The sequence below is a fragment of the Arthrobacter sp. 'calajunan' genome (assembly GCF_046940185.1).
In the GTDB taxonomy this organism is placed as follows: domain Bacteria; phylum Actinomycetota; class Actinomycetes; order Actinomycetales; family Micrococcaceae; genus Glutamicibacter; species Glutamicibacter soli.
On sequence record NZ_JBKZDY010000013.1, the window covers coordinates 1 to 22,791 of the forward strand.

Annotated in this window: 22 protein-coding genes and 2 tRNA genes; 9 read left to right on the forward strand and 15 right to left on the reverse strand. The window is 64.1% G+C overall.

The annotated features are described in order from the left end of the window. Positions 1–509: 509 nt before the first annotated feature. From rlmB to RF641_RS15790, 4 genes are all read right to left on the reverse strand, one after another. On the reverse strand, positions 510–1,457 hold the full coding sequence (rlmB, locus tag RF641_RS15775) for a 23S rRNA (guanosine(2251)-2'-O)-methyltransferase RlmB (protein WP_047117919.1): 948 nt from the start codon (positions 1,455–1,457) through the stop codon (positions 510–512). A 27-nt stretch (positions 1,458–1,484) separates the two neighbouring features. After that, the gene (gene cysS, locus RF641_RS15780) at positions 1,485–2,936 is read right to left on the reverse strand and encodes a cysteine--tRNA ligase (RefSeq protein WP_161450139.1); all 1,452 of its coding nucleotides are present in this window, start codon (positions 2,934–2,936) and stop codon (positions 1,485–1,487) included. A 91-nt stretch (positions 2,937–3,027) separates the two neighbouring features. Further along, a complete protein-coding gene (gene ispD / locus RF641_RS15785) occupies positions 3,028–4,263 on the reverse strand; it encodes a 2-C-methyl-D-erythritol 4-phosphate cytidylyltransferase (RefSeq protein WP_424573577.1) in 1,236 nt (411 codons plus the stop codon). A gap of 104 nt (positions 4,264–4,367) precedes the next feature. Then, complete coding sequence (locus RF641_RS15790) at positions 4,368–4,853, reverse strand: CarD family transcriptional regulator (RefSeq protein ID WP_047117922.1); 486 nt, start codon at positions 4,851–4,853, stop codon at positions 4,368–4,370. A gap of 355 nt (positions 4,854–5,208) precedes the next feature. Here RF641_RS15790 and RF641_RS15795 point away from each other — a divergent pair, with 355 nt between their 5' ends. Beyond that, positions 5,209–5,745, forward strand: a complete 537-nt coding sequence (locus RF641_RS15795; RefSeq protein ID WP_424573578.1) for a hypothetical protein — start codon at positions 5,209–5,211, stop codon at positions 5,743–5,745. Positions 5,746–5,856: 111 nt separating this feature from the next. On the opposite strand, the gene RF641_RS15800 is transcribed toward RF641_RS15795, so the two are convergent. Then, on the reverse strand, positions 5,857–6,537 hold the full coding sequence (locus RF641_RS15800) for a response regulator transcription factor (protein WP_047117924.1): 681 nt from the start codon (positions 6,535–6,537) through the stop codon (positions 5,857–5,859). Continuing rightward, entirely contained in the window at positions 6,534–7,748 is a 1,215-nt protein-coding gene (locus RF641_RS15805; protein ID WP_047117925.1) for a sensor histidine kinase, read from the reverse strand. Before RF641_RS15805 ends, RF641_RS15800 begins: the two co-directional genes overlap by 4 nt. A gap of 211 nt (positions 7,749–7,959) precedes the next feature. On the opposite strand from RF641_RS15805, the gene phoU reads away from it, so the two are divergent. Continuing rightward, a complete protein-coding gene (gene phoU / locus RF641_RS15810; protein WP_053797368.1) occupies positions 7,960–8,613 on the forward strand; it encodes a phosphate signaling complex protein PhoU in 654 nt (217 codons plus the stop codon). Positions 8,614–8,808: 195 nt separating this feature from the next. Here phoU and RF641_RS15815 read toward each other — a convergent pair whose 3' ends face one another. From RF641_RS15815 to RF641_RS15830, 4 genes are all read right to left on the reverse strand, one after another. After that, a complete protein-coding gene (locus RF641_RS15815; protein WP_038993831.1) occupies positions 8,809–9,111 on the reverse strand; it encodes a DUF4193 domain-containing protein in 303 nt (100 codons plus the stop codon). Between the two features lie 201 nt (positions 9,112–9,312). Next, complete coding sequence (locus RF641_RS15820) at positions 9,313–10,056, reverse strand: phosphoglyceromutase (RefSeq protein WP_047118194.1); 744 nt, start codon at positions 10,054–10,056, stop codon at positions 9,313–9,315. A 127-nt stretch (positions 10,057–10,183) separates the two neighbouring features. Continuing rightward, positions 10,184–10,501: a DUF2516 family protein gene (locus RF641_RS15825; protein WP_052772188.1), complete on the reverse strand. Its 318-nt coding sequence runs from the start codon at positions 10,499–10,501 to the stop codon at positions 10,184–10,186. A 67-nt stretch (positions 10,502–10,568) separates the two neighbouring features. Then, positions 10,569–11,726 carry a trans-sulfuration enzyme family protein gene (locus RF641_RS15830; protein WP_424573579.1) on the reverse strand — a complete coding sequence of 386 codons (1,158 nt, stop codon included), beginning with the start codon at positions 11,724–11,726 and terminating at the stop codon, positions 10,569–10,571. Between the two features lie 96 nt (positions 11,727–11,822). Here RF641_RS15830 and tmk point away from each other — a divergent pair, with 96 nt between their 5' ends. The 6 genes from tmk to RF641_RS15860 all read left to right on the forward strand — a co-directional run bounded on the left by tmk (position 11,823) and on the right by RF641_RS15860 (position 17,322). Then, positions 11,823–12,476: a dTMP kinase gene (gene tmk, locus RF641_RS15835; RefSeq protein ID WP_161450135.1), complete on the forward strand. Its 654-nt coding sequence runs from the start codon at positions 11,823–11,825 to the stop codon at positions 12,474–12,476. Beyond that, a complete protein-coding gene (locus tag RF641_RS15840; protein ID WP_424573580.1) occupies positions 12,473–13,627 on the forward strand; it encodes a DNA polymerase III subunit delta' in 1,155 nt (384 codons plus the stop codon). Before tmk ends, RF641_RS15840 begins: the two co-directional genes overlap by 4 nt. 54 nt (positions 13,628–13,681) lie before the next feature. Next, positions 13,682–15,202: an alpha/beta hydrolase gene (locus RF641_RS15845; protein WP_424573581.1), complete on the forward strand. Its 1,521-nt coding sequence runs from the start codon at positions 13,682–13,684 to the stop codon at positions 15,200–15,202. A gap of 82 nt (positions 15,203–15,284) precedes the next feature. Then, positions 15,285–15,356, forward strand: a tRNA-Thr gene (locus RF641_RS15850). Positions 15,357–15,748: 392 nt separating this feature from the next. Continuing rightward, a complete protein-coding gene (locus RF641_RS15855) occupies positions 15,749–16,039 on the forward strand; it encodes a helix-turn-helix domain-containing protein (protein ID WP_120991427.1) in 291 nt (96 codons plus the stop codon). A gap of 122 nt (positions 16,040–16,161) precedes the next feature. Next, complete coding sequence (locus tag RF641_RS15860) at positions 16,162–17,322, forward strand: HipA domain-containing protein (protein WP_424573601.1); 1,161 nt, start codon at positions 16,162–16,164, stop codon at positions 17,320–17,322. A 260-nt stretch (positions 17,323–17,582) separates the two neighbouring features. On the opposite strand, the gene RF641_RS15865 is transcribed toward RF641_RS15860, so the two are convergent. The 5 genes from RF641_RS15865 to RF641_RS15885 form a co-directional block, all read right to left on the reverse strand. Continuing rightward, on the reverse strand, positions 17,583–18,425 hold the full coding sequence (locus RF641_RS15865) for an aldo/keto reductase (protein WP_047117948.1): 843 nt from the start codon (positions 18,423–18,425) through the stop codon (positions 17,583–17,585). 64 nt (positions 18,426–18,489) lie between these two features. Next, positions 18,490–18,939, reverse strand: coding sequence for a hypothetical protein (locus RF641_RS15870; protein ID WP_424573582.1), 450 nt, complete (start codon positions 18,937–18,939; stop codon positions 18,490–18,492). A gap of 150 nt (positions 18,940–19,089) precedes the next feature. Then, positions 19,090–19,281 (reverse strand): YbdD/YjiX family protein, encoded by a 192-nt coding sequence (locus RF641_RS15875; RefSeq protein ID WP_053797362.1) that lies wholly within the window; start codon positions 19,279–19,281, stop codon positions 19,090–19,092. A gap of 2 nt (positions 19,282–19,283) precedes the next feature. Then, positions 19,284–21,518, reverse strand: coding sequence for a carbon starvation CstA family protein (locus tag RF641_RS15880; RefSeq protein WP_424573583.1), 2,235 nt, complete (start codon positions 21,516–21,518; stop codon positions 19,284–19,286). Between the two features lie 112 nt (positions 21,519–21,630). Further along, a complete protein-coding gene (locus RF641_RS15885; RefSeq protein ID WP_053799312.1) occupies positions 21,631–22,608 on the reverse strand; it encodes an NAD(P)H-quinone oxidoreductase in 978 nt (325 codons plus the stop codon). Positions 22,609–22,670: 62 nt separating this feature from the next. Between RF641_RS15885 and RF641_RS15890 the strand changes: the two genes are divergently transcribed. Next, positions 22,671–22,758: transfer RNA gene (locus RF641_RS15890), tRNA-Ser, on the forward strand. Positions 22,759–22,791 lie beyond the last annotated feature (33 nt).

Below are 22,791 nucleotides of genomic sequence, written 5' to 3' on the forward strand. Positions count from 1 at the left end.
ATAAAAACACTCGGAACAACACACGGGGGTGCATCATCCCAAGCAAAATGTTTCGTATTCACCAAACAAAAAATAATTTGGTATCAACAAACTTGGCACACTATTGAGTTCTCAAACAACAAACACTCTCGACACCGCATCCCGAACCCGAAGGGTTCGAGCTGCTTCGCTCCGGAGCAACTTTTCAAGCTTACCACCTCGTTGACCAGTGTCAACTCGGCGTTCCAAGCCTGTTCGCTTCGCGTTGACATCCCGTCCGTTTCCGTTCAGTCCGTGTCAGCGGCGCGAGATAAAACTCTACACGCCCTGCACCCCCACGCAAAATCGGCCTGTTCCCCGGATAGGAGACGGGAATTCCGCATGATTCCGGGGATTTCCCCGATCAAACAGGCTTGAATTCCCGGAATTACCCCAAAAAACATGTTTATGAAGCGGCTCACTTAACGCAATAAGGCTGTAATCTGCGCATTTCAGTGCGCGGATTACAGCCTTATCGGTCAGGGATGCAGTTACTTGGCTTCTTCTGCACGCAGTCGCGAGACCTCGTACAGCGAGATGCCCACCGCCATCGACGCGTTCAGCGATTCCATGGCGGAGTTGATCGGGATCGAGACGATCGCATCGCAGTGCTCGCGGACCAGCCGGGACAGGCCCTTGCCTTCGGAGCCCACCACGATGCACAGCGGACCGGTTGCCAGTTCGAAGTTCGGCAGCTGCATGTCGCCGCCGGCGTCCAGGCCGATCACGAAGATGCCTGCGGCCTTGATTTCCTTCAGGGCATTGGTGAGGTTGGTGCACTTGGCCACCGGGACGCGGACTGCTGCGCCGGCACTGGTCTTCCAGGCCGAAGCGGTCATGCCGACGCTGCGGCGCTCGGGGATGATCACGCCGTCAGCGCCGAAGGCGGAAGCCGAACGCACGATGGCGCCCAGGTTGCGCGGATCGGTAATGCCGTCCAGGGCCAGAAGCAGCGGCTGCGCGGTGCGGTAGCCCTTTTCGTAGTCCTTGACGACCTTGGTCGCCAGCTGGACTGCATCCTTGTACTCGTACGAAGGGATCTGCAGGGCCAGGCCCTGGTGGATCGCGCCGTCGGTCATGCGGTCGAGCTCGGTCTTGGAGGCTTCCATCAGCGGGATGCCCTGCTCTGCGGCCAGCTTCAGGGAATCGCGGACGCGGTCGTCGACGTCGATGCGGATGGCAACGTGCAACGCCTTGGCCGGAATGCCGGCGCGCAGCGCTTCGACCACGGAGTTGCGCCCGGTGACGTATTCGGCGTTGACGCGGATGCGGTCGGTGCGCTTGTTCTCGGTCCGCTTGGCAGCCGAACGCTCGGCCAGCTGCTTGTTGCGGTAGGCCTTGTGGTACGGGCGGTCTTCCGCCTTGGGGGTCGGGCCCTTGCCCTTGAGGGAACTGCGTCCCTTACCGCCACTACCCTTGGTTGGGCCCTTCTTGCTCATCTGCTTGTCCTTTGGTTTGAAGTCGTTTTAGTTCTCGAGGGTCCAGCGGGCGCCGTCCGCTGAATCAACTACGGTGATTCCGGCGGAGGCCAGCGCGTCGCGGATGGCATCCGAGCGGGCCCAGTCCTTGGCGGCGCGGGCTTCGGCTCGTTCAGCCAGCTGCGCCTGGATCAGCGTGTCAAGCACCTGCTGTTCGGCCGAGGCCGCGGCTCCGGTGTCCTGGCGGGCATCGTCCAGCCCCAGAACCCGGGTCATCGCCAGCACCTGGCCCAGCGCCTCGGCCACCGCGCCGTCCTCATGCGCGTCCAGCGAGGCGTTGCCGTGGCGGACCGTCTCATGCAGCGAGGCCAGCGCCATCGGCACATTCAGGTCGTCGTCCATCGCGGCGCCGAACGCCTGCGGCACGTGCGTGGCGGTGATGGCCTGCGCGGCCTCGCCCAGCCGGTAGCGGGCGTTGGAGATGAAGGTGTCAATGCGCTCCACCGCGGCGCCGGCCTCCGTCAAGGAGTCCGGGCGGTAGTCCAGCATGGAGCGGTACTGCGCCTGGCCCAGGAAGTAGCGCACCACGCGGGCGTCGGCCAGCTCCAGCATCTCTTGCGGGGAGATGGTGTTGCCCACCGACTTGGACATCTTTTCGCCCTCGTAGGTGACCATGCCATTGTGCATCCAGTAGTTGGCGAAGCCGTGGCCGGCGGCCGCGGACTGCGCCAGCTCGTTCTCGTGGTGCGGGAAACGCAGGTCCAGCCCGCCGCCGTGGATGTCGAAGTGGGTGCCGAGGTACTTGGTGGCCATGGCGGAGCATTCAAGATGCCAGCCCGGGCGTCCGCGTCCCCAGGGGCTCGGCCAGGACGCGGTGAGTGGATCGGTGTCCTTGTGCCCCTTCCACAGCGCGAAGTCCCGCGGGTCGCGCTTGCCGCGCGGATCCGCGTCGGTGGCCGCCTGCATGTCGTCGATGTTCTGGCGGGTCAGCGCGCCGTACTGCGGATAGGAACGCACGTCGAAGTACACGTCCCCGGAGCCGTCGGTGGCCGGGTAGGCGTGGCCGCGGTCGATCAGCAGCTGGATCAGCTCGTGCATCTCGGTGATGTGGCCGGTGGCGCGGGGCTCGTAGGTCGGGCGGCGCACGCCCAGCGTCTCGTAGGCGCGGGCGAATTCCTGCTCGAACCGGTAGCCCAGCGCGAACCATTCTTCGCGCGGCGTGTAGTACTCGTCGGCGGTGAAATCCTCGGCGAAGGAGTTCGCCGACTTTTCCAGGATCTTGTCATCAATATCCGTCACGTTGCGCACCGTGGTGACCGCGAAGCCGCGGTACTCGAGCCAGCGCACCAGCACGTCGAAGACGATGGCGCTGCGCACGTGCCCCACGTGCGGCATGCCCTGCACGGTGGCGCCGCAGTAGTACAGCTTCACTTCACCGTCGGTCAGCGGCTGGAAATCGCGTACGGAAGCGGATTTGGTGTCATAGAATCGCAGGCTCACGGTTTAAGGTTATCCGAAGAACCTGCCGCTTGCGTGCGGGGCTTGGAGCTCGCCGCGCTAAGCGCCGCCCCGCCAGCTTCCGGGATGGAGCCTAGGGGCGTTCGTAGACCAGTGCGGTCGCGTAGGCGGTGATGCCTTCCCCGGCGCCTTCATATCCCAGCCCGTCGCTGGTGGTGGCGGTAATGCTCACCGGTGCGCCGGTCGCCGCGGAGAGCACGCGGTTGGCTTCCTCGCGGCGTGCGCCGAAGCGCGGGCGCCGCCCGACGAACTGCACCGCGATGTTACCGATCTCAAATCCTGCCTCGCGGACCAGGCGCGCCGCTTCGGTGAGCAGGCTGACGCCGCTGGCCCCGGCGAACTCCGGGCGGTCGACGCCGAAGTGGGTCCCCAGGTCCCCGATGCCGCTGGCGGAGAACAGTGCATCGCAGGCGGCATGGGCCACGGCGTCGCCGTCGGAGTGCCCTGACAGCCCGATGTCTTCCGGGAAGTACAGCCCGGCCAGCCACATTTCGCGCTCCGGGTCGGTGCTTACAGCGTGGATGTCGATCCCGGTGCCGACGCGGGGCAGCAGCATGTCCTGGGGCTCATTCCTGTGGGGTGCTTCGGTGGTTGCGGCGGCCAGCTGTTCGGCGGCGGCCAGGTCATCCGGGTGGGTGACCTTCAGCGCCCGGGCGTCCCCTGCCACCACATGGACCGCGCCGCCGGCGGCGCGGACGATCGAGGCGTCGTCGGTGACCGCAGCGAGCTGCTCTTCGCTCAGCGTCCCGAGCCCGGCGTGCGCTTCGCGCAGCGTGGCGGCACTGAATCCCTGCGGGGTCTGCACCGCGCGCAGGGTCGAGCGGTCGGGGGTCTGCACCACCAGCTCGCTGCCGGCAGGGTCCGTAGCGACGACTGAAATGGTGTCGGTGACGGGCAGCGCGGGGATGGCCGCGTCGCAGCCGGGAACTTCCAGCTGCTCCAGCACCCGCTGGAACAACGCGGCGGGGGCGAAGGCGCGGGCGGCATCGTGGACGAGGATGAGCTCGGCATCCGGACAGACCTGAGCCAGCCCGTTGCGCACGGATCTGGCGCGGCTCGAGCCGCCGGGGGCGGTGCGCACCGAATCGGGGTAGCCACGCAGCGCTTCGGCCAGGCGGTCGTCGCCGGGCGGGGTCACCACGATGACCTCGCGAATCCCGGGCACTTCCAGGATGCGGTCCACCGCGTGCTCGGCCAGGGATTTGCCGGCGATTTCCACCAGGGCCTTGGGGATTCCGGCGCCCAGCCGGGTGCCCATTCCCGCGGCCACCAGGATCACCGATGCGTTGCGCTGTTTCACTTGGTTCACAGGGAAGAGCTTATCGCGCCCGGGCGACGGCCACCGGCCGTCGGGTTAAATGCAAAACCGCGGGTGCGCGTGATGCGCCCCGCGGTGTTGTCAGGTGATTCTTCCTAGGCGGAAGCCAGAACCTCGTCCAGCAACCCCTCGGCCTTGGTCTCGTCGAGATCCTTGGCCAGCGCCATTTCGCTGATCAGGACCTGGCGCGCCTTGGCCAGCATGCGCTTCTCGCCAGCGGAGAGGCCTCGGTCGTTCTCGCGGCGCCACAGGTCGCGGACAACCTCAGCCACCTTGATGACGTCACCGGAAGCAAGCTTCTCAACGTTCGCCTTGTAACGGCGCGACCAGTTGGTCGGCTCTTCGGTGAATTCAGCACGCAGGACATCGAACACATGGTTCAAGCCCTCCGGATCTACCACGTCTCGCACGCCAACCAGATCAATCTTGTCGGCGGGAACTTCGATAGTCAGGTCTCCCTGAGCTACGCGAAGCTTGAGATACATTTTCTCTTCGCCCTTGATCTTGCGCAGCTTGATCTCCTCGATCGTTGCAGCGCCGTGGTGCGGGTAGACAACAGTCTCGCCAACCTCAAAAACCATGTGGATAAACCCCTTTCCCACCTTCCAGTCTACCATGTCTGGCGCGGACGCCGGTTCCACCGTGCCCCGAATAACCGCGAAATCATGCGGAATTCCCTCTTCCAATCGCCGGAGGAACGTGGTATGAAAAGAGTGTGCACGTTGCCCACCTGCCCCTTTCCCCATCGGGCAACTTGTCTACAAGCTGTCGAAAAGTGTGTGTTGCACGTCGCTAAATCGCGTCTTTGACCAAAAAACGGCTAGGCTTAGAGGTAATCGTGGTCAATACGGCTGTCTGCACTGATCCTTAGGTGCCGACCGTTTCACGCGGCCGCGAACCGAAGCATCTCATTATTCTCACCGAGGAGTTAGTGTCGTGATCACCGCACGCATGACCGTTGGACGCCGCGTTGCCGCGTCCCTCGCTGTGGCTGCCCTGGCATTCGGTGTCACCAGCTGTGGCGCCATCAACCAGCAGGCCACCGATATCGACTACGCAGCCAGCGACGGAATCAACGTCGACGTTGCCGATGCCGAGGTCCGCAACCTGATGTTCGTGACCAACGCCGAGGCCACCAACGCTCGCCTGATCGGCACCGTCGTCAACGACGGCAAGTCCGACCTGAGCCTTCAGATCAAGGCCGGCAACGCCTCGCCTGTCACCGTCAAGGTCGCCGCCGAGGGCCAGACCAAGCTGGAAGACGAGAAGAACAAGACCGTCATCAGCGACCTGGGCATCATGGCCGGCCAGCACGCCGACACCAAGTTCACCGTGTCCGGCACGACCGTAGACTTCTCGGTTCCAGTGGTTGACGGAACCCTGGCCGAATACCGCGACTTCGTTCCGGGCGGCTACGAGGCAAGCACCAACGAGCACCTGGTTCCAAGCCCTAAGTCCGAGTCCGGACACTAGGCTTCAGAACAGACGAACCCCGGCGGCGCCCACTGCACAGTGAGGCACCGCCGGGGTTTTCTGCTTGCCGGCGGCCGCCGCCCGCAGCGGCTCCCGGCAGGGCAGTTCCCGCTAGGCCACGAACTTGTATCCCAGGCCGCGCACGGTCACCAGCAGTTCCGGCGCCGCCGGGTCGCCTTCGATCTTCGAGCGCAGGCGCTTGACGTGCACGTCCAGGGTCTTCGTGTCGCCCACGTAGTCGCTGCCCCAGACGCGGTCGATCAGCTGGCCGCGGGTCAGCACGCGTCCGGCATTGCGCAGCAGCATTTCCAGCAGTTCGAACTCCTTCAGCGGCATGGCCACCTCGGCGTTGTTGACCGACACGATGTGGCGCTCCACGTCCATGCGCACCGGGCCGGCGGTCACCACGTTGCTGACCAGCTCTTCGCTTTCGCCCTGGCGGCGCAGTACTGCCCGGATGCGGGCCAGCAGCTCGCGCGAGGAGTACGGCTTGGTGACGTAGTCGTCGGCGCCCAGCTCCAGGCCGACCACCTTGTCGATCTCCGAGTCCTTGGCGGTGAGCATGATGACCGGAACCTGGCTGTTCAGGCGGATCTGGCGGATCACCTCGGTGCCGGGCTGGCCGGGGAGCATCAAATCCAGCAGGACCAGGTCCGCGCCATGGCGTTCGAACTCGCTCACCGCGACAATCCCGTCGTCGGCGACCCTGACCTCGAATCCCTCCCGCTCCAGCAAATAGGACAGCGGGTCCGAAAGCGATTCCTCGTCCTCGACAATCAAGATGCGGGTCATCGGCGTCCTCCTTCACGGTCTTCCGCAGACGCGGCAACCGCTTGTTTCTTCTTCATATCTGCGGCCGGCTCAAGCGCTGCAGCCGGTTCTTCATCCATCATGGGAAGTCTGAGTGTGAACGTGGAGCCCTGGCCCGGCTGCGACCACAGCGACACCTCGCCGCCGTGGTTGGCCAGCACGTGCTTGACAATGCTCAGGCCCAGCCCGGTGCCGCCGGTCTGGCGCGAGCGGGCGCCGTCCACGCGGTAGAAGCGCTCGAATACGCGTTCCTGGTCCTCCGCTGAAATGCCGGGGCCCTGGTCGGTCACGGAAATCTGGGCGTAGCCGTCGCGTTGCCGCACCCCCACGCCCACGGTGGTGTTCGGCGGGGAGTAGCGGATCGCATTGTCGATCAGGTTGCGCAACGCGGTCATCAGCAGATCCGGATCCCCGTGGAGCTCTTCCTCCAGGCTGCCGCCCACCGAGACGGTGATGCCCTTTTCCTCTGCGAGCAGCTTGTTGCGGTCCACCGCTTCGGCGATGACCGGGGCGAGCTGGAACTCGCGGCCGTGGGTGATCGCGTCGCTGGACTGCAGCCGCGAAAGCTCGATGATGTCCTGCACCAAGGCTGCCAGGCGCCGTGATTCCTTGCCCATGCGCGTGGAGAAGCGCAGCACCGCCTGCGGGTCGTCGGCAGCTTCGCTGATCGCCTCGGCCAGCAGCGAGATCGCGCCGACCGGGGTCTTCAATTCATGCGACACATTCGCGACGAAGTCGTTGCGCATCGCCTCGGTGCGGGTGATCTCGGTGCGGTCGTCGGCCAGCAGCAGGATGTACTCGTCCCCCAGCGGGGCCACGCGCACATGCACGATCAGCTGCCCGGCACCCAGGGTCGCGCGCTGCAGCTCGTACTGGCTTTCGGCGATCACGCCGTCGGCGCGCACCTGGCGCACCAGCGCCAGCAGCTCGTCGTGCACCAGGGTGTGCCCGCGGACCAGGCCGTAGGCGTAGGAAGCGGGGTTGGCGCGGACCACTCCGTCGACGTCGTCGAGGATGACGAAGGCGCGCCCGATCACGGAGAGCACCGCGGCGGCGCCTTCCGGCAAGACTGGCTCGTCGACCTCGGGCAGCCGGGCGGTGCGGCTTTGCGAGAACCGGAAGGCCAAGATGCCCACGACTCCCAGCGCCAAACCGAGCACCGCGGCAATCAAGATCGAGATTACTTCGTTCACATCTTTAGACTATCTTTCATCCATGGGACTTTTGTCCGCAGATGACGCGAAAACAGCCATTTCGGCGCGCTGTTCACCAAACGTTCACCTTTCCGGGAATAATCGTTAATCACCCGCTGGCATTCTGGATTCAGACCCTCCGCCATGCCCGAAAACAGAACCATGTTCACGCGGGCGTGAGCACCTTCCGAACCTTGAAAGGGAATATTACGTGCGCAAGGTATTTCAGGCCGATCTGCAGCAGATCGGCGAAGAGCTGATCGAGATGGCGAACCAGGTTGCCGTCGCCATGGACCGGGCGTGGGAATCGCTGGCCAACGCCGATGTGGAGCTGGCCCAGGAAGTGATCGCCGCCGATGCAAAGATCGACTTCCTGCAGAACCAGCTTGATGAGCGCGCCATCGACACCCTCGCGCTGCAGGGTCCGGTGGCTTCGGACCTGCGCATGATCGTCGGCTCGCTGCGCATGAGCGCCTCGCTGGAACGCATGGGAGACCTGGCCCGCCACCTGGCCCAGTTGACCCGCCTTCGTTTCCCGAGCCGTGCGTTGCCATCGGAAATCACCGGCACCTTCTCGCAAATGGCCCAACTCGACATCCAGATCGCCCAGGCCGTCGCGAAGCTCCTGGACACCCGCGACCTGCAGATTGCCCGCGACATCATCGAACTGAACCACCGCTTGGACGCCCTCCACGCCAGCGTGTTCACCCAGGTGGCCGACGAGGCCTGGACCGCGAATGCGCCGACCACCGTCGACGTGTCGCTGACCAGCCGCTATCTGGAGCGCTTCGGCGACCACGGCGTCTCCGTCGCCCGCAAGGTCACCTACCTGGTGACCGGTGAATGGGATCCGTCAGAGGTCTAGGCGCACCAAACCAGCTTGAACGCCGCGGGCGCCGGGGAGAATTCCCCGGCGCCCGCGGCGTCCTGGCTTAATCGACGGCAAGCCCCTGACGCGGCCCGGAAATCCGGCTTAAACGACTGTAGAGGCCACCTCGGCGGTTGGCCTCTACGGTCAATGTGTTCTGCGCATTCGCAGAGCACGGCGTCTAGGGAAGGCTTAGCCTTCGCACTCGACGCAGAATCCTACATTGCCCTCTTCACGTACAAGCTGTGAACGGTGGCGGATCAGGAAGCACGAACCACAGATGAATTCGTCGTCTTTCTGCGGAATGACCGTAACGGTCAGTTCCTCGTTGGACAGGTCTGCACCTGGCAGGTCCATGCCGTCGGTGTGATCGGTTTCGTCGAGCTCGCGCACCACGGACTTGGCGTCTGGTGCGTTGGCGGACTTAACCGCGTCCAGAGAAGCCTTGCGCGCCTCGGCAACGTCCGGGCGGACTTCGTCGTAATCAGTTGCCACGAATTGCATTCCTAACGTGAGCCATTGAGCCTATTCGAAATAGGAGATTACAGCATAGTAATACCAAAAAGACAATCCTTAGTCATGGTTTCGCTCACAGCCGGAGATTTCATGGCAACCTCCCGTTAAACAGCAACGGCGGCACCGCTGGCCAAGCTTGTGGGAGCTGGCCGGGGCGGTGCCGCCGAAAAGCCGGGTTGGCTAGCGGCCCTGGTTGGCGACTGCCTTGATGGCGTCAGCCGCGGCTTCTGGATCCAGATAGGTTCCGCCGGCGGTGATCGGCTGGAAGTTGTCGTCCAGTTCATACACCAGCGGGATGCCGGTCGGGATGTTCAGTCCGGCGATGTCCTCGTCGCTGATGCCGTCCAGGTGCTTGACCAGTGCGCGCAGCGAGTTGCCGTGCGCGGTCACCATGACGGTCTTGCCTGCGGACAGGTCGGCCTTGATGTTGTTCTCCCAGTACGGCAGCAGGCGCTCGAGGACGTCCTTGAGGCATTCGGTGCGCGGTGCGTCGTCGCCCAATGCGGCGTAACGCTCGTCGCCGATCTGGCTGAACTCGGAGTCGTCGGCCAGCGCCGGCGGCGGGGTGTCGTAGCTGCGGCGCCACTGCATGAACTGGTCCTCGCCGAATTCGGCCAGGGTCTGGGCCTTGTCCTTGCCCTGCAGCGCACCATAGTGGCGCTCGTTCAGGCGCCAGTCGCGGTTGACCGGGATCCACGAACGCCCGGCGGCTTCCAGCGCCAGGTTCGCGGTGACGATGGCGCGGGTCAGCAGCGAGGTGTGCAGAACCTCAGGCTTGTAGCCTGCCTCGGCCAGCAGCTGGCCGCCACGGGCGGCCTCTGCGCGACCCTTTTCGGTCAGCGACACGTCGTACCAACCGGTGAAAAGGTTCTTTTCGTTCCATTCGCTCTGTCCGTGGCGAAGCAAAATCAAAGTGTGGCTCATGATTTCCATCTTATCCAATGGCGGGGCATCTCCGGCTGAACGTTACCGCCGAACGCAAAACCCGGGCCGCGACATGTATTACATGCTGCGACCCGGGTTGAGCCGAAAACTTCGCCGGAGGACCGGGCTAGTAGTTGTACCAGCCGCCGCCTTTGCCGCTCACTGCGGGCTTAACATCGGCCAGGTAGACGCAGGCGACGCAGGCGCCGATCAGCTGGAGGAATCCGCCGCTGCCTGCGCTGAGCACGGACAACGCCGCGACCACGGCACTGCCGACGGTCAGCGCGGTCCAGAAGCCCTTGGTGCGCTTGCCCTCTTGGGCGAAGCGGTCTGCCGGGTGGCGCAGGCAATCAACCACTGCCCAGACGGCCAGCACCAGGATGACAATCCCGAGGGCGCGCAACATGTAGGCCTCGATCAGGAACGCAAGATTCATGAATTGCATGTTTTCACCTTACCGTCGACTCGTGCTCCGCGCTTCACATGCCACGCGGCTGATATCCGCGCTGGCCTCAGATCCGTTCCAGCGCCTGGGACAGGTCGTTCCACAGGTCTTCCACGTCCTCGATGCCCACCGAAAGGCGGATCAGGTTCGCCGGGACAGTGGCCGGCTCCGAGGCGTGCCGGGCACGGCGTTCAGCCAGGGTTTCAACCCCGCCCAGCGAGGTGGCCGCGGTGATCAGGCCGAAGCCCGCGACCACCGCATCCGCCTCCTGCGCGGCGGACCCGACTTCGAAGGCGATGACCGAGCCGAAGCCGTCCATCAGCTCACTGGCTCGCGCATGGCCGGGATCCTGCGGCAGGCCCGGATAGCGCACCACATTGACCTTCGGGTGCGCGGCCAGGCGCTCGGCGAGCAGCTTGCTGTTGGCCTGCGAGCGCTCCAGCCTGACGGCCATGGTGCGAACCCCGCGCAGCGCCAGGAAGACGTCCATCGGGGAGGCGATCGCCCCGTGCAGGGTGCGGTAGCCGTGCAGCTTGGTGTGCAGCGTTTCGTCGCGGGTGGCCAGCGCGCCCATGATGACATCCGAATGCCCCGACAGATATTTGGTCACCGAATGCACCACGAGGTCCGCGCCCAGTTCCAGCGGCCGCTGCAGCAGCGGGGTGGCGAAGGTGTTGTCCACGATGCCCAGCACGCCCTGCGCCTTGGCGGCGGCCAGCAGCGCCGGAAGCTCGGCGACTTCCAGCATCGGGTTGGTGGGAGATTCCAGCCACAGCACGTCCGCGCCCTGCAGCGCGCCGAGCACCTGCTCGGTGTCGGCGACGTCCACCGGGCGCAGGGTGAAGCGCCCGGCAGTTTCCAGTTCCTTGGCCAGGCCCAGCGTGCCGTTGTAGGAGTGGGCCGGCAGCACCATGGTCCCGCCCTCGGGCACCAGGCTCAGCGCCGCGGCGATCGCCGCCATGCCGGAGGAGAACACCAGCGCCGGCAGCTCGGAGCGCTCCAGCGCGCCGAGCACCTGCTCGAAGGGATCCCAGGTGGGGTTCGAGAACCGCGCGTAGACCTTTTCGCCTGCAGCGGCGATCCCCTGCGAGTGGTAGGTGGAGGTGAAGGTCACCGGGTGGTTGACCGGAGCGTCCAGCCCATGGGCCGGACGTCCCCCGGCAACGATCAAGGTCTTGGGATCCCAAGAGGCAACAGGGGCGGCGGATTCTGCGGGGTTGGTCATATCCACCAGATTACGCCTGGCGTTTGTCTGCGTCCCGAAGCGTTTCACTTCATTTCATCGCACGGGATCCACAGGCAGGTTCGTTAGGCTAGTGGGGTGAGTATCGATTCGTCCGCCCCTGCCCGCGGCCTGTTCATTGTCTTTGAAGGCGGCGACGGCGCCGGCAAGTCCACCCAGGTCCAGCGCACCAGCCAGTGGCTGCGGGAGCGCAACGCCACCGTGCTGACCACCCGCGAACCGGGCGGCACGCAGATCAGCGAGGAGCTGCGCGCCCTGGTGCTGGAGCACGGGCACGGAGAGATCGACGCCCGAACCGAGGCCCTGATGTACGCCGCGGCCCGCGCGGCCCACGTCCAGCAGGTCATCATCCCGGCGCTGGAAGCCGGCACCCACGTGGTCTGCGACCGTTTTGTCGATTCCTCCCTGGCCTACCAGGGCGTGGGGCGCGAGCTCGGCGTGGAGGCTGTCGCCTCCATCAACAATTTCGCCACCGGCGGCCTGGCCCCGGACGCCACCATCCTGCTGGACATCTCCGCGGCCGACGGCCGTTCCCGGCGCATCGCCGGCACCGGCGGCGTCGAGGAATCGGACCGGCTGGAATCCGAGCCGGATGCCTTCCACAACCGCATCCGCACCGCCTTCGCGGACCTGGCCGCCAAGGCTCCGGAACGCTACCTGGTGCTCGACGCCAACCAGGGCATCGAGCAGCTGCAGGCGCAGATCACCGCGCATCTGGAGGACCTGCTGTGATCCGCCCGGTCTTCGCGGACCTGGCAGGCCAGCAGCGTGTCATCACCACGCTGACCGAGCAGGTCGACCAGGGCGACCCCACCCACGCATGGCTGTTCACCGGTCCCCCGGGTTCCGGGCGCACCACCGCCGCACGCGCCTTCGCCGCGGCGCTGCAGTGCACCCAATCCCCCGCCGGCTGCGGCGCCTGCCCCACCTGCGTCAGCGTCGTTGCCGGCAAGCACCCGGATGTCACCTTCATCTCGACCGAGAAGTTCGAGTACCAGGTCAGGGACGTGCGGGAGATCATCACCCAGGCCCAGGACAAGGCTTCCCAGGCCCGCTGGCGCATCATCATCATCGAAGACGCCGACCGCATGTCTGAGCGCAGCGGCAACGTGATGCTCAAGGCCATCGAGGAACCACCGGCGAACATGATCTGGATCCTGTGCGCGCCGTCCCCGGCCGACGTGCTGGTCACCATCCGCTCGCGCTGCCGCGCAGTGAACCTGTCCATCCCCTCCACCGAAGAGGTCGCCCAGCTGCTGGTCCGCCGCGACGGACTGGACCTGGAACTGGCGCGCTTCGCCGCCCGCGCCTCGCAGTCGCACATCGGCGTGGCCCGCCTGCTGGCCCGCGACGAACAGACCCGCATCCAGCGCGAGAAGGTCGTCACCCTGCCTTTGCGCGTGACCACCCTGCCGCAGGCCATGGAGGCCGCCGCGGAGATCTCGAAGCTGTCGGCCGAGCGCGCCGAGCACATCACCGGCGCCGACCTGCAGCACAAGGTCGCCGAGCTGCGCAAGGCCAACGGCCTGGGCGAGGAGGAGAACATCCCCGCCGGGCTGCGCGGGCAGTTCCGCGAGCTGGAAGAGAACGCCAAGCGCTTCGCCCGGCGCGCCAGCTTCGACGCCATCGACCGCACCCTGACGGACCTGACCACTTTCTTCCGCGACGTGCTCAGCCTGCAGCTGCACACCCAGGTCGAGCTGGTCAACGAGCACCTGCGCGAGAAGCTCAACGCCTTCGCCGCCCACCAGAGCCGCGAAAAGACCCTGTCGCAGATCGACGCGATCGATGAAACCCGCCGGCGCATCGCCGCCAACGTCAACCAGCTCATGGCGCTCGAGGCCCTCATGGCCCGGCTGCTGCAGAACCCCGGCCGCCGCTAGCTTCCCGGATTCCCCCACCCGGACTGCGCATCCACCCCCAAGGAGACCACCATCTTGTCCGCACGACGCAACCTGTACCGCCTGTCCGCCACGGCCGCCGCGCTCGCCCTGGGATTGACCGCCTGTGCGCCGACCTCCGGCGAGGACGGCGCGGGCAACGCAGCCGACGCCACGAAGACCGAGGTCCCTGCACTTCAGCAGTACTACACCCAGCAGGTTGATTGGGAAAAGTGCGGCAGCACCATCGAATGCGCTGACATCGAGGTCCCGCTGGACTACGCGGCACCGGAAAAGGACAGCATCACGCTGGCGCTGAACCGCCGCGCCGTCGACGGCGCGCAGGGCAACCTGCTGGTCAACCCCGGAGGCCCCGGCGGCTCGGGGCTGGACATGGTCGCCGAATCGGTCCAGCTGATGCTCAGCAACGACCTGCAGCGCGCCTACAACATCATCGGCTTCGATCCCCGCGGCGTAGGGCAGAGCACCCCGGTGACCTGCCAAACCGACAAGGAAATCGACGCTAGCCGCCAGGAGAACCTCAAGGCCTGGGATCCGGCGGACCGCGACGAGGTCGAGGCCGATACCGAGGACTACGCCAAGGACTGCGCGGAAAACACCGGAGACCTGCTCGGACATGTGGACACCGTCTCCGCGGCCAAGGACATGGACATCATCCGCGCCGTGCTCGGCGACACCCAGCTTGACTACCTGGGCTACTCCTATGGCACCTTCCTCGGCTCCACCTACGCCGATCTCTTCCCGCAGAAGGTCGGCCGGTTCGTGCTGGACGGCGCCATGGACCCGCTGGCCACAGCGCAGCAACTGACCCTGGCCCAGGCCCAGGGCTTCGAAGGCGAGATCGACGCGTGGCTGCAGAACTGCCTTGAAGGCGAGAACTGCCCGTTCACCGGAAATCTCGACGAGGCCAAAACCCAGCTGCAGGACTTCTTCGCGCGCATCGAACAGCAGCCGCTGGAGTCCTCGGACGGGCGCACCGTGCCGATCATCGACTTCATCAACGGCTTCATCATCCCGCTGTACGACGACATGAACTGGCCGTACCTGACCCAGGGCATGGCCGCGGCCATGCAGGGCGACGTGGACCAGATCCTGTACTTCTCCGACCTGTCCGCCGACCGCCAGGAAGACGGCAGCTACGGATCCAACTCGACCGATGCGTTCACCGCGGTCAACTGCCTGGACCGCCCGATGGACGCGAGCGAGCAGGCCATGGAGGCTGACGCCAAGGCGCTGGAAGAGGCCTCCCCGACGATCGGCAAGTACTTGGCCTACGGCGAGCTCACCTGTGACAAGTGGAGCTACAAGGCCACCGGCCAGCCCGAGTCGCTGGACGCTCCGGGGTCCAATCAGATCCTGGTGGTCGGCACCACCGGCGACCCGGCCACTCCCTACGCCTGGTCGCAGTCGCTGGCCGAACAGCTTCAGAACGCCACCTTGCTGACCTACGAGGGCCACGGCCACACCGCGTACGGACGCTCCAACCAGTGCATCACCGACGCCGTGGACGGCTACCTGATTGACGGCAAGGTCCCCGAAGCGGGCACCGTCTGCTAATTGGCAGCGCGAATTCGCCCGTCGTTTTGACGTTGCTAGTTCTACTTGGATAAAGTTACACAGTGCCTGCTTGCAGGCGCAGGCCTCCTTAGCTCAGGGGTAGAGCAGCTCCCTCGTAAAGAGCAGGTCGCCGGTTCAAATCCGGCAGGGGGCTCGATGGGAAGAAGACCTCGGGATTGTGCGAGCACAGTCCCGGGGTTTTTCGCATATCGCCTAATTGCCGATTTCGCCCTTTCGCCGCAAATCAATGAGCTGACTTCCACATCAAGTGGGACTTGAATCGCGATCTAGCATCTCTCCCCCATCAGTCTCCGGGATAGTGCACCGACATCGCCCTTGAGTAGCTGCGGCAACCGGAAGTTCGCGGAGCAAGTCCGCATAACAATCCCTACCAGCACACCCATGCTCACTCGACCAGAATCCGATTATTGTCCCCATGTCTGGCACATTAGATGCAAATACTGTTATTGGGTCAAATAAAGGGGCATTAGCATGGATTCGTGCTAACGCGGCAATACTGACCACATTACTGGAGGTTCGTAGGCGATGCCGCAAAACGACAAACTGCTGGCACAGTCCATTCGACACCGGAGAATAGAACTGGGCTATTCCCAGGAAGAGCTCTCCGAGCAGTTGGGCATTTCACGGAAGCAGATCAGCTCCATGGAAAATGGAAAGTTCGGAACGCTGGCGATCTTAGGAGAAGTACTCGACGCATTGGGCCTCGAACTACTGGCAGCGCCACGAGAACTTCGTGAAACACGCGTACTGAAAAATGAACTCCTGACTCGCACCGCGGGTCTTGCCGCATCGCGAGTGAAACGACAGCAGCCATGACGGAAATGCTGATGGTCCACCTCAACGGAGTACACGTGGCTAATCTCCTTCCGGACGAAATGTGCGGTGCGGCGCTGCAATATCTTTAGTCCGCAGTTGACCAGTACGGCCCGTTGCATCCATTGCTATCTGTCCGCCTTCCAGTGCGCCAAGAGCCATATCCGACGGTAGCCACCGACATCTTCTTGGCCGGATTGCTACCTGAAGATCCGATTAGGACCAGTCTGGCTAATAGCGCACGCGTAGCTCCCGGAGATATCTACGGAATGTTGCGGGCCTATGGCAGGGAATGCGCGGGTGCCACACAAGTACTCGATTCCAGCGATTCGCAGCTCAGCGGCCAAGACGTATTGTGGCGGACTCCTGACGAACTGCCCATCGATCTAGCCGAGCTCCCGACAGCACCGTTGGGGACTTCAATTGATCGACGAGTCCGCGTCAGTCTGGGTGGCGTGCAAGGCAAGTTGTTGGTGGTCAAGGACGGCGACAGAATCGGGGTACCGATTGACGGCCGCCCTTCAACACACATATTGAAGCCAGCCAGGCTAAAGGAAGACGGATCAGAACTCTGGCCCGGCATTGCCCAGCTGGAGACTTTCGCGCTCAAACTGCTGAACCATACGCAACTTATCGCCAACGGCGTCGAAGCGGCGGAAGCAGAAGTTCTGGACATCCAAGGCCGTAAGGCGATCTTGGTTCGAAGATACGATCGGGAAGTTGCTCCTGACACCGGGGTGGTCAGAAGAATCCACCAGGAAGACTTTTGCCAAGTGCTGGGCATTACCGCCAAATATCAGCAAGTTGCCCACGGGTCGCCAAACCTTGTTCAGGTCGCAGAAGCACTCAAAACACACGCATCGAAACCACTTCCGGAAATCATCAAACTGCTGAAAATGCTCGCATGCAACATGGCCATCGGAAATTGCGACATGCACGCACGAAATATTTCGCTACTGCTCCAAAGAAACGGCGTCAGCCTCGCACCAGCATATGATGTTGTGCCAACTGCCGTCTGGCCTGACCTTGACCGCGAGCTTTCACTGCGCATTGGCGGCGAAGCATTCTTGGACGACTTAACGGCAGACCATCTATTGGCAGAAGCAATGAGTTGGGGACTCAGATCCGCAGCCGCGTCCCGGCAAGTGCGCATAGTTCTCGATGCTCTTGCCAGCGCGATTCCATTGGTAACCCATCAGGCGCAGGACGAGGGATGGTGGCATCCACTCTTCAATGAAGCCACCAAGGGTCTACACCGAAGAATTGAAATGCTCACTCCCGCATGATCGGTAGGAGCGCAAACAGCGTTCCTTCACCTCGTCCGCGAATTCACTAATTCGTGTCACAAAGGCACCCTTCGTAGCCGCGTTTTTACGAAAGTGCCATATATCTGCCCCTGCACGACAACTAGATGGGCAAATGCAGCGAGCAGTGCAAAACACGTAGCAAGCAGGTCGCCGGTTCAAATCCGGCAGGGGGCTCCATGTGGAGAAAAGGTCCTTGGTTTCAGCTGAAACCAAGGACCTTTTCGCATCCGCAGTGGGTGCTAGGCGAAATCTGCGGTGGCCGGGTCGGCGGCGATACGGCCTTCGGCTCCCCGGTCCAGGCCGTTAATCGCGGCCAGGTCCTCGTCATCCAGGGTGAGCTGCAGCGAGGCGAAGTTCTCGATGATGCGCGCATCGGTCACGGACTTCGGGATGACGACGTTGCCCAGGGCCAGGTGCCAGGCGATGACCACCTGCGCCACGGAGGCCTTGTGCTTTTCGGCGATCTTCACCAGAACCGGGTCGGTCAGGAGGTCGCCGCCCTGGCCCAACGGGGACCAGGACTCGTGCAGGATGCCGTGCTGCGCCTCGTAGGCGCGCAGTTCGGACTGCGGGAAGTACGGGTGGGTTTCCACCTGGTTGATTACCGGGCGCACGCCGGTCTCGGCGTAGAGCTCTTCCAGCGCCTCGATGGTGAAGTTGCAGACGCCGATGGACTTGGCCTTGCCGTCCTTCTGCAGCTGGATCAAGGCCTTCCAGGTGTCCACGTAGGTGCCGCGCTTGGGCTGCAGCCAGTGGATCAGGTACAAGTCGACGTAGTCCAAGCCCAGACGCTGCAGCGACGCGTCGGCGGCGGCCAGGGTGTTCTCGTAGCCCTGGTCGGCGTTCCACACCTTGGTGGTGATGAACAGTTCTTCGCGCGGGACGCTGGATGCGGCAATGGCGCGGCCGACGCCTTCTTCGTTGCCGTAGATCTTGGCGGTGTCGATGTGGCGGTAGCCCGCATCGATGGCCTTGCCGACCACGATTTCAGCCTCGGCGTCAGGCACCTGCCATACGCCGTAGCCGAGCTGGTCGATGGTGTTTCCGTCGTGGAATTTCAGTTCTGGAACAGTTTGGGTCATGCACTTAATCTAGTGCATCCCCAGCCCTGGCCGCAGGGATTTTCAGGAACATCGTAAGGTAGCTTTACTTGAGCGTTTCCAAAAGCTGTGCGGCCCGGTTGACGTCCTCTTTCACGATCTGGGCGCGGTGCACAACAGACAGGACATTGATCGGCGAACCGGCTTCAGCCTGCATGCGCATCATGGCGATCACCTGGGCGGTGGTCGCCAGGTCGTTGGCAGACTTGGTCAGCGAGCGGTGCACGCTGGCGGTGGCCTGCGGAATCACCTCATCCTCGCTGGGAGTGATCCGCTGGGCATCGGTGCACAGCTGGCGCACCACCGGTAGCAGATCGGCCATCTCGTTAGCCGGCTTCACCAGCTGGTTGTAGACCTCGACGTCGTTGATGCCTTCGAGCACCTGGAATATGCGATCCAGGGATCGGGTGAAGCGATCGTGGGCACGGCGCCACACGCCCTCGCCCAATTCGCGGTTTGCCGCACGCTGTGCACGCAAACGTGAGAAGAATGCCATCGCTCTACTTTGCAGTTTGTCGTTTCAAGTCAGTATCAAGCCTACCGGTCGGTATCGCCTTGCTGTATATCGAAATGTCACAGTCGGCCCCCAACGGAAGGACGGGCAACCACCTTGTGGTTGCCCGTCCTTGCCGGGGGTTGCGCGACGTCAGCAGCAGCGCCCCTGCGGGTTCTTGTCCTGCCAGTCGGAGTAGTCCTTCCAGAACGCCCGCTCGGTCATCGGGGTCTGCCCCGGATGGGTCCGCGCATGGTGTTCAAGGTAGTGCTGGTACTTGTCGGCTCCCAGCACCCCGTCGACAAACCGCTTCGCCTGGCCCAGGCGTTCACGCAGGCCGGCCATCGCTAGTGCCCGCCCCGGTGGATCCGGTGCTCCGGGGGAACCTGCTTCCAGGCCGCCGCCAGCTCCTTCTCGGCAGGGCTGGAAATCAGCCCCGACGGAGCGTACATCCTGGATTCGACCACCGGATCCTCGGTGTCCTCGCCTCCGCCATTGATCTTTGCCTTCACCGTGGCGACGATGGCCGAGGTGATGACCACGGCGGTCAGGATCAGGAAGACCACGGACAGCCAGCCCTGGACACCGGTATTGCGGACCACAGCTTCCATGGCTTCGACGGTCTTGGCTGAGCCCAGCGAGGTCTCGCCGGCGGCCAACGCGTCCTTGTATGCGAAGTGGTTGGCGAAGTAGCCGACCTTCACATCCGGGGAGAAGATCTTCTGCCAGCTGGCGACGAACGTGACCACCACGGCGAAGGCCAGCGGCAGCACCACCACCCACAGGTACTTGAACTGGTTGCGCTTGGCCATGATGGCCATGACAACCGCCAGCGCAATGGCCGCAAGCAACTGGTTGGAGATGCCGAACAGCGGGAAGAACGTGTTGATGCCGCCTAAGGGGTCTGTCACGCCGAGGATCAGGATGTATCCCCAGCCAGCCACCATGATGGCGGTACACACCCAGACGCCCGGACGCCACGAGTTGTCCTTGAACTTCGGGAGGAAGTTGCCGATGGTGTCCTGCAGCATGAAGCGTGCCACGCGGGTGCCGGCGTCGACGGCGGTCAGGATGAACAGCGCCTCGAACATGATCGCGAAGTGGTACCAGAAGCCCATCATCGCGGTGCCGCCGAACCATTGGTGCATGATGTGGGCGATGCCCACGGCGAGCGTCGGTGCGCCGCCGGTGCGCGAAACCACGCTGTTCTCGCCGACGTTGTTCGCCAGCTCGTTCAGCGTGCCCGGTTCCAGGTTCACCCCGGCCAGCCCCAGCGAGTTCACGAAGGCCACCGCGGTTTCCACGGTGCCGCCGGTGGCGGCCGAGGACGCGTTCATCGCGAAGTACACGCCGCGGTCGATGGAGATCGCCGCGACCAGCGCCATGATGGCCACCATGGATTCCATCAGCATGCCGCCGTAGCCAAGGAAACGGGTCTGCTTCTCCTTCTCGACAAGCTTCGGGGTGGTGCCCGAGGAGATCAGCGCGTGGAAGCCGGACAGCGCGCCGCAGGCGATCGTCACGAACAGGAACGGGAACAGGTGCCCTGCCACCACCGGTCCGTCGTTGCGCGAGGCGAACTCGGACACGGCCGGGACGCTGATCTGCGGCTGGACCACCAGGATCGCCACGGCCAGCAGCAGGATCACGCCGATCTTCATGAACGTCGACAGGTAGTCGCGCGGAGCCAGCAGCAGCCAGACCGGCAGCACCGCGGCGATGAAGCCGTAGATGATGATGGCCCAGGCGATGGTGGTGCGGTCCAGGTGGAAGAGCTCGGCGCCCCACGGCGACTCGGCGATCCAGCGTCCGGAGATGATGGCGAACATCAGCAGCGCGAAGCCGATGATCGACACTTCCAGCACCTTGCCCGGGCGGATGAAGCGCAGGTAGATGCCCATGAACAGCGCGATCGGGATGGTCAGCCCGACCGAGTAGACGCCCCATGCGGATTCGCCCAGGGCATTGACCACCACGAGCGCCAGGATGGCGGTAATGATGATCATGATCGCCAAGGTGGCGATCAGCGCGGCGGTGCCGCCGATCAGGCCGAGCTCCTCGCGGGCCATCTGGCCCAGCGAACGGCCGCCGCGGCGCATGGAGAAGAACATGACCAGGTAGTCCTGGACTGCTCCGGCCAGCACTACGCCGACGATGATCCAGATGGTGCCCGGCAGGTAGCCCATCTGGGCTGCCAGGATCGGCCCGACCAGCGGGCCTGCGCCGGCGATGGCGGCAAAGTGGTGGCCGAAGAGCACACGCCGGTCGGTGGGCACGTAGTCACGGCCGTTGTTGATGCTTTCGGCCGGGGTCGCGCGGAAGTCGTTGGGCTTGGCGATCTTGCGCTCGATGAACTTCGAGTAGAAGCGGTAGGCGATCAGATAGGTCGCCACCGCGGCGAAGACGAACCAGATGGCGTTGATGGTCTCGCCGCGGGAGAAAGCCAGCATGGACCAGGCGATGCCGCCGACCAGCGCAATGGCGATCCACACCGCGATGCGCAGCGGGGTCCAGCGCTTCTCTTCCTGTTCGGCCACATCCGGATCCACGCCGGCTGGGGGCAGGGTGTTCTGGGTACTCACTCGGAGCAACCTCCTCGTAGGGGGACAAGTGATGCACGTGACCCGCGGCTATGCCGCAGGTCACGATGTTGGGGATATGCCTGTCACTCTACGCCCACCCGATGGGGACAAATCAAACTTCGATGACAATTTTTCCGGTATGCACGCCGGAGTCGAAATATTCATGGGCCCTGGCCAGTTCGGAAAATTCAAAGGACTTGCCGACGTTCAGCTCCAGCTTGCCCTCCGACAGCAGGGGCATCACGCGCTGCACTGTCTCCTGGATGATCTCCGACTTCTCGGACAGCGGCCTGGCCCGCAGCGTGGTGCCGATGATCCTGGCGCGCTTGGCCAGCAGCAGTCCCAGGTTCAACTCCGCCTTGGCACCCTGCTGCAGTCCGATGACTACCAGCCGGCCTCCGACGGCGAGCGCCTTGAGGTTCAACTGCAGGTACTTGGCGCCGACCACGTCCAGGATCAGATCCACCCCGCGGCCGCCGGTCAGTTCCTTGACGCGTTCCAGGATGTCCTCGTCCTTGTAGTTGATCCCCGCATCCGCGCCCAGCCGCGCGCAGTACTCCAGCTTGTCGGCCGAGGACGCGGTCACGTAGACGGTAGCCCCGGCGGCCTTGGCCAGCTGGATCGCCATGGAACCGATGCCTCCGGCGCCGCCGTGGACCAGCAGGCTCTGCCCCTGGCGCAGCCCGCCTTCCAGGAACAGGTTGGACACCACGGTGGCGGCCACCTCGGGCAGCGCGGCCGCGTCGGTGAAGGACATGCCGTCGGGGATGCGGATCAGCAGTTCCTGGGCGACGTTGACGTATTGGGCGTAGCCGCCGCCGGCCAACAGTGCGGCCACCCGGTCCCCGAGGTTCCACCCGGTGACGCCCTCACCCAGTGCCGCAACGGTTCCTGACACTTCCAGTCCGGGGATGTCGCTCGCGCCGGGCGGCGGCGGATACACGCCGCGGCGCTGTTGGACATCGGCCCGGTTGAGCCCGAAGGCCGCGGTCTTGATCAGCACCTCCCCCGGCCCCGCCACAGGCACTTCGCGCTGCTGCGCTTCGATCACTTCCGGGCCGCCGGCTTCGCGGTAAATATAGGCGTTCATAACGTCGTTCATCGTTGCCAATTCCTGTCCCTAGCTATTCATGCCGTATAATTTTTCGGGTTGGATGGTTGTCCGAGCGGCCGAAGGAGCTGGTCTTGAAAACCAGTAGGCGGCAACCCCGTCTCATGGGTTCAAATCCCATACCATCCGCGTGAGTAGAAACCTCCGGTTCTCGGTTCCCCG

What these genes read in the sequence shown, in the direction of transcription:
- RF641_RS15870 (WP_424573582.1), bottom strand. Translation starts at nt 18,939, where the DNA reads ATGGCATTCTTCTCACGTTTGCGTGCACAGCGTGCGGCAAACCGCGAA.
- RF641_RS15875 (WP_053797362.1), bottom strand. Translation starts at nt 19,281, where the DNA reads ATGGCCGGCCTGCGTGAACGCCTGGGCCAGGCGAAGCGGTTTGTCGAC.
- RF641_RS15885 (WP_053799312.1), bottom strand. Translation starts at nt 22,608, where the DNA reads ATGAACGCCTATATTTACCGCGAAGCCGGCGGCCCGGAAGTGATCGAA.
- RF641_RS15800 (WP_047117924.1), bottom strand. Translation starts at nt 6,537, where the DNA reads ATGACCCGCATCTTGATTGTCGAGGACGAGGAATCGCTTTCGGACCCG.
- RF641_RS15865 (WP_047117948.1), bottom strand. Translation starts at nt 18,425, where the DNA reads ATGACCCAAACTGTTCCAGAACTGAAATTCCACGACGGAAACACCATC.
- RF641_RS15830 (WP_424573579.1), bottom strand. Translation starts at nt 11,726, where the DNA reads ATGACCAACCCCGCAGAATCCGCCGCCCCTGTTGCCTCTTGGGATCCC.
- rlmB (WP_047117919.1), bottom strand. Translation starts at nt 1,457, where the DNA reads ATGAGCAAGAAGGGCCCAACCAAGGGTAGTGGCGGTAAGGGACGCAGT.
- RF641_RS15855 (WP_120991427.1), top strand. Translation starts at nt 15,749, where the DNA reads ATGCCGCAAAACGACAAACTGCTGGCACAGTCCATTCGACACCGGAGA.
- RF641_RS15820 (WP_047118194.1), bottom strand. Translation starts at nt 10,056, where the DNA reads ATGAGCCACACTTTGATTTTGCTTCGCCACGGACAGAGCGAATGGAAC.
- RF641_RS15790 (WP_047117922.1), bottom strand. Translation starts at nt 4,853, where the DNA reads ATGGTTTTTGAGGTTGGCGAGACTGTTGTCTACCCGCACCACGGCGCT.
- RF641_RS15825 (WP_052772188.1), bottom strand. Translation starts at nt 10,501, where the DNA reads ATGCAATTCATGAATCTTGCGTTCCTGATCGAGGCCTACATGTTGCGC.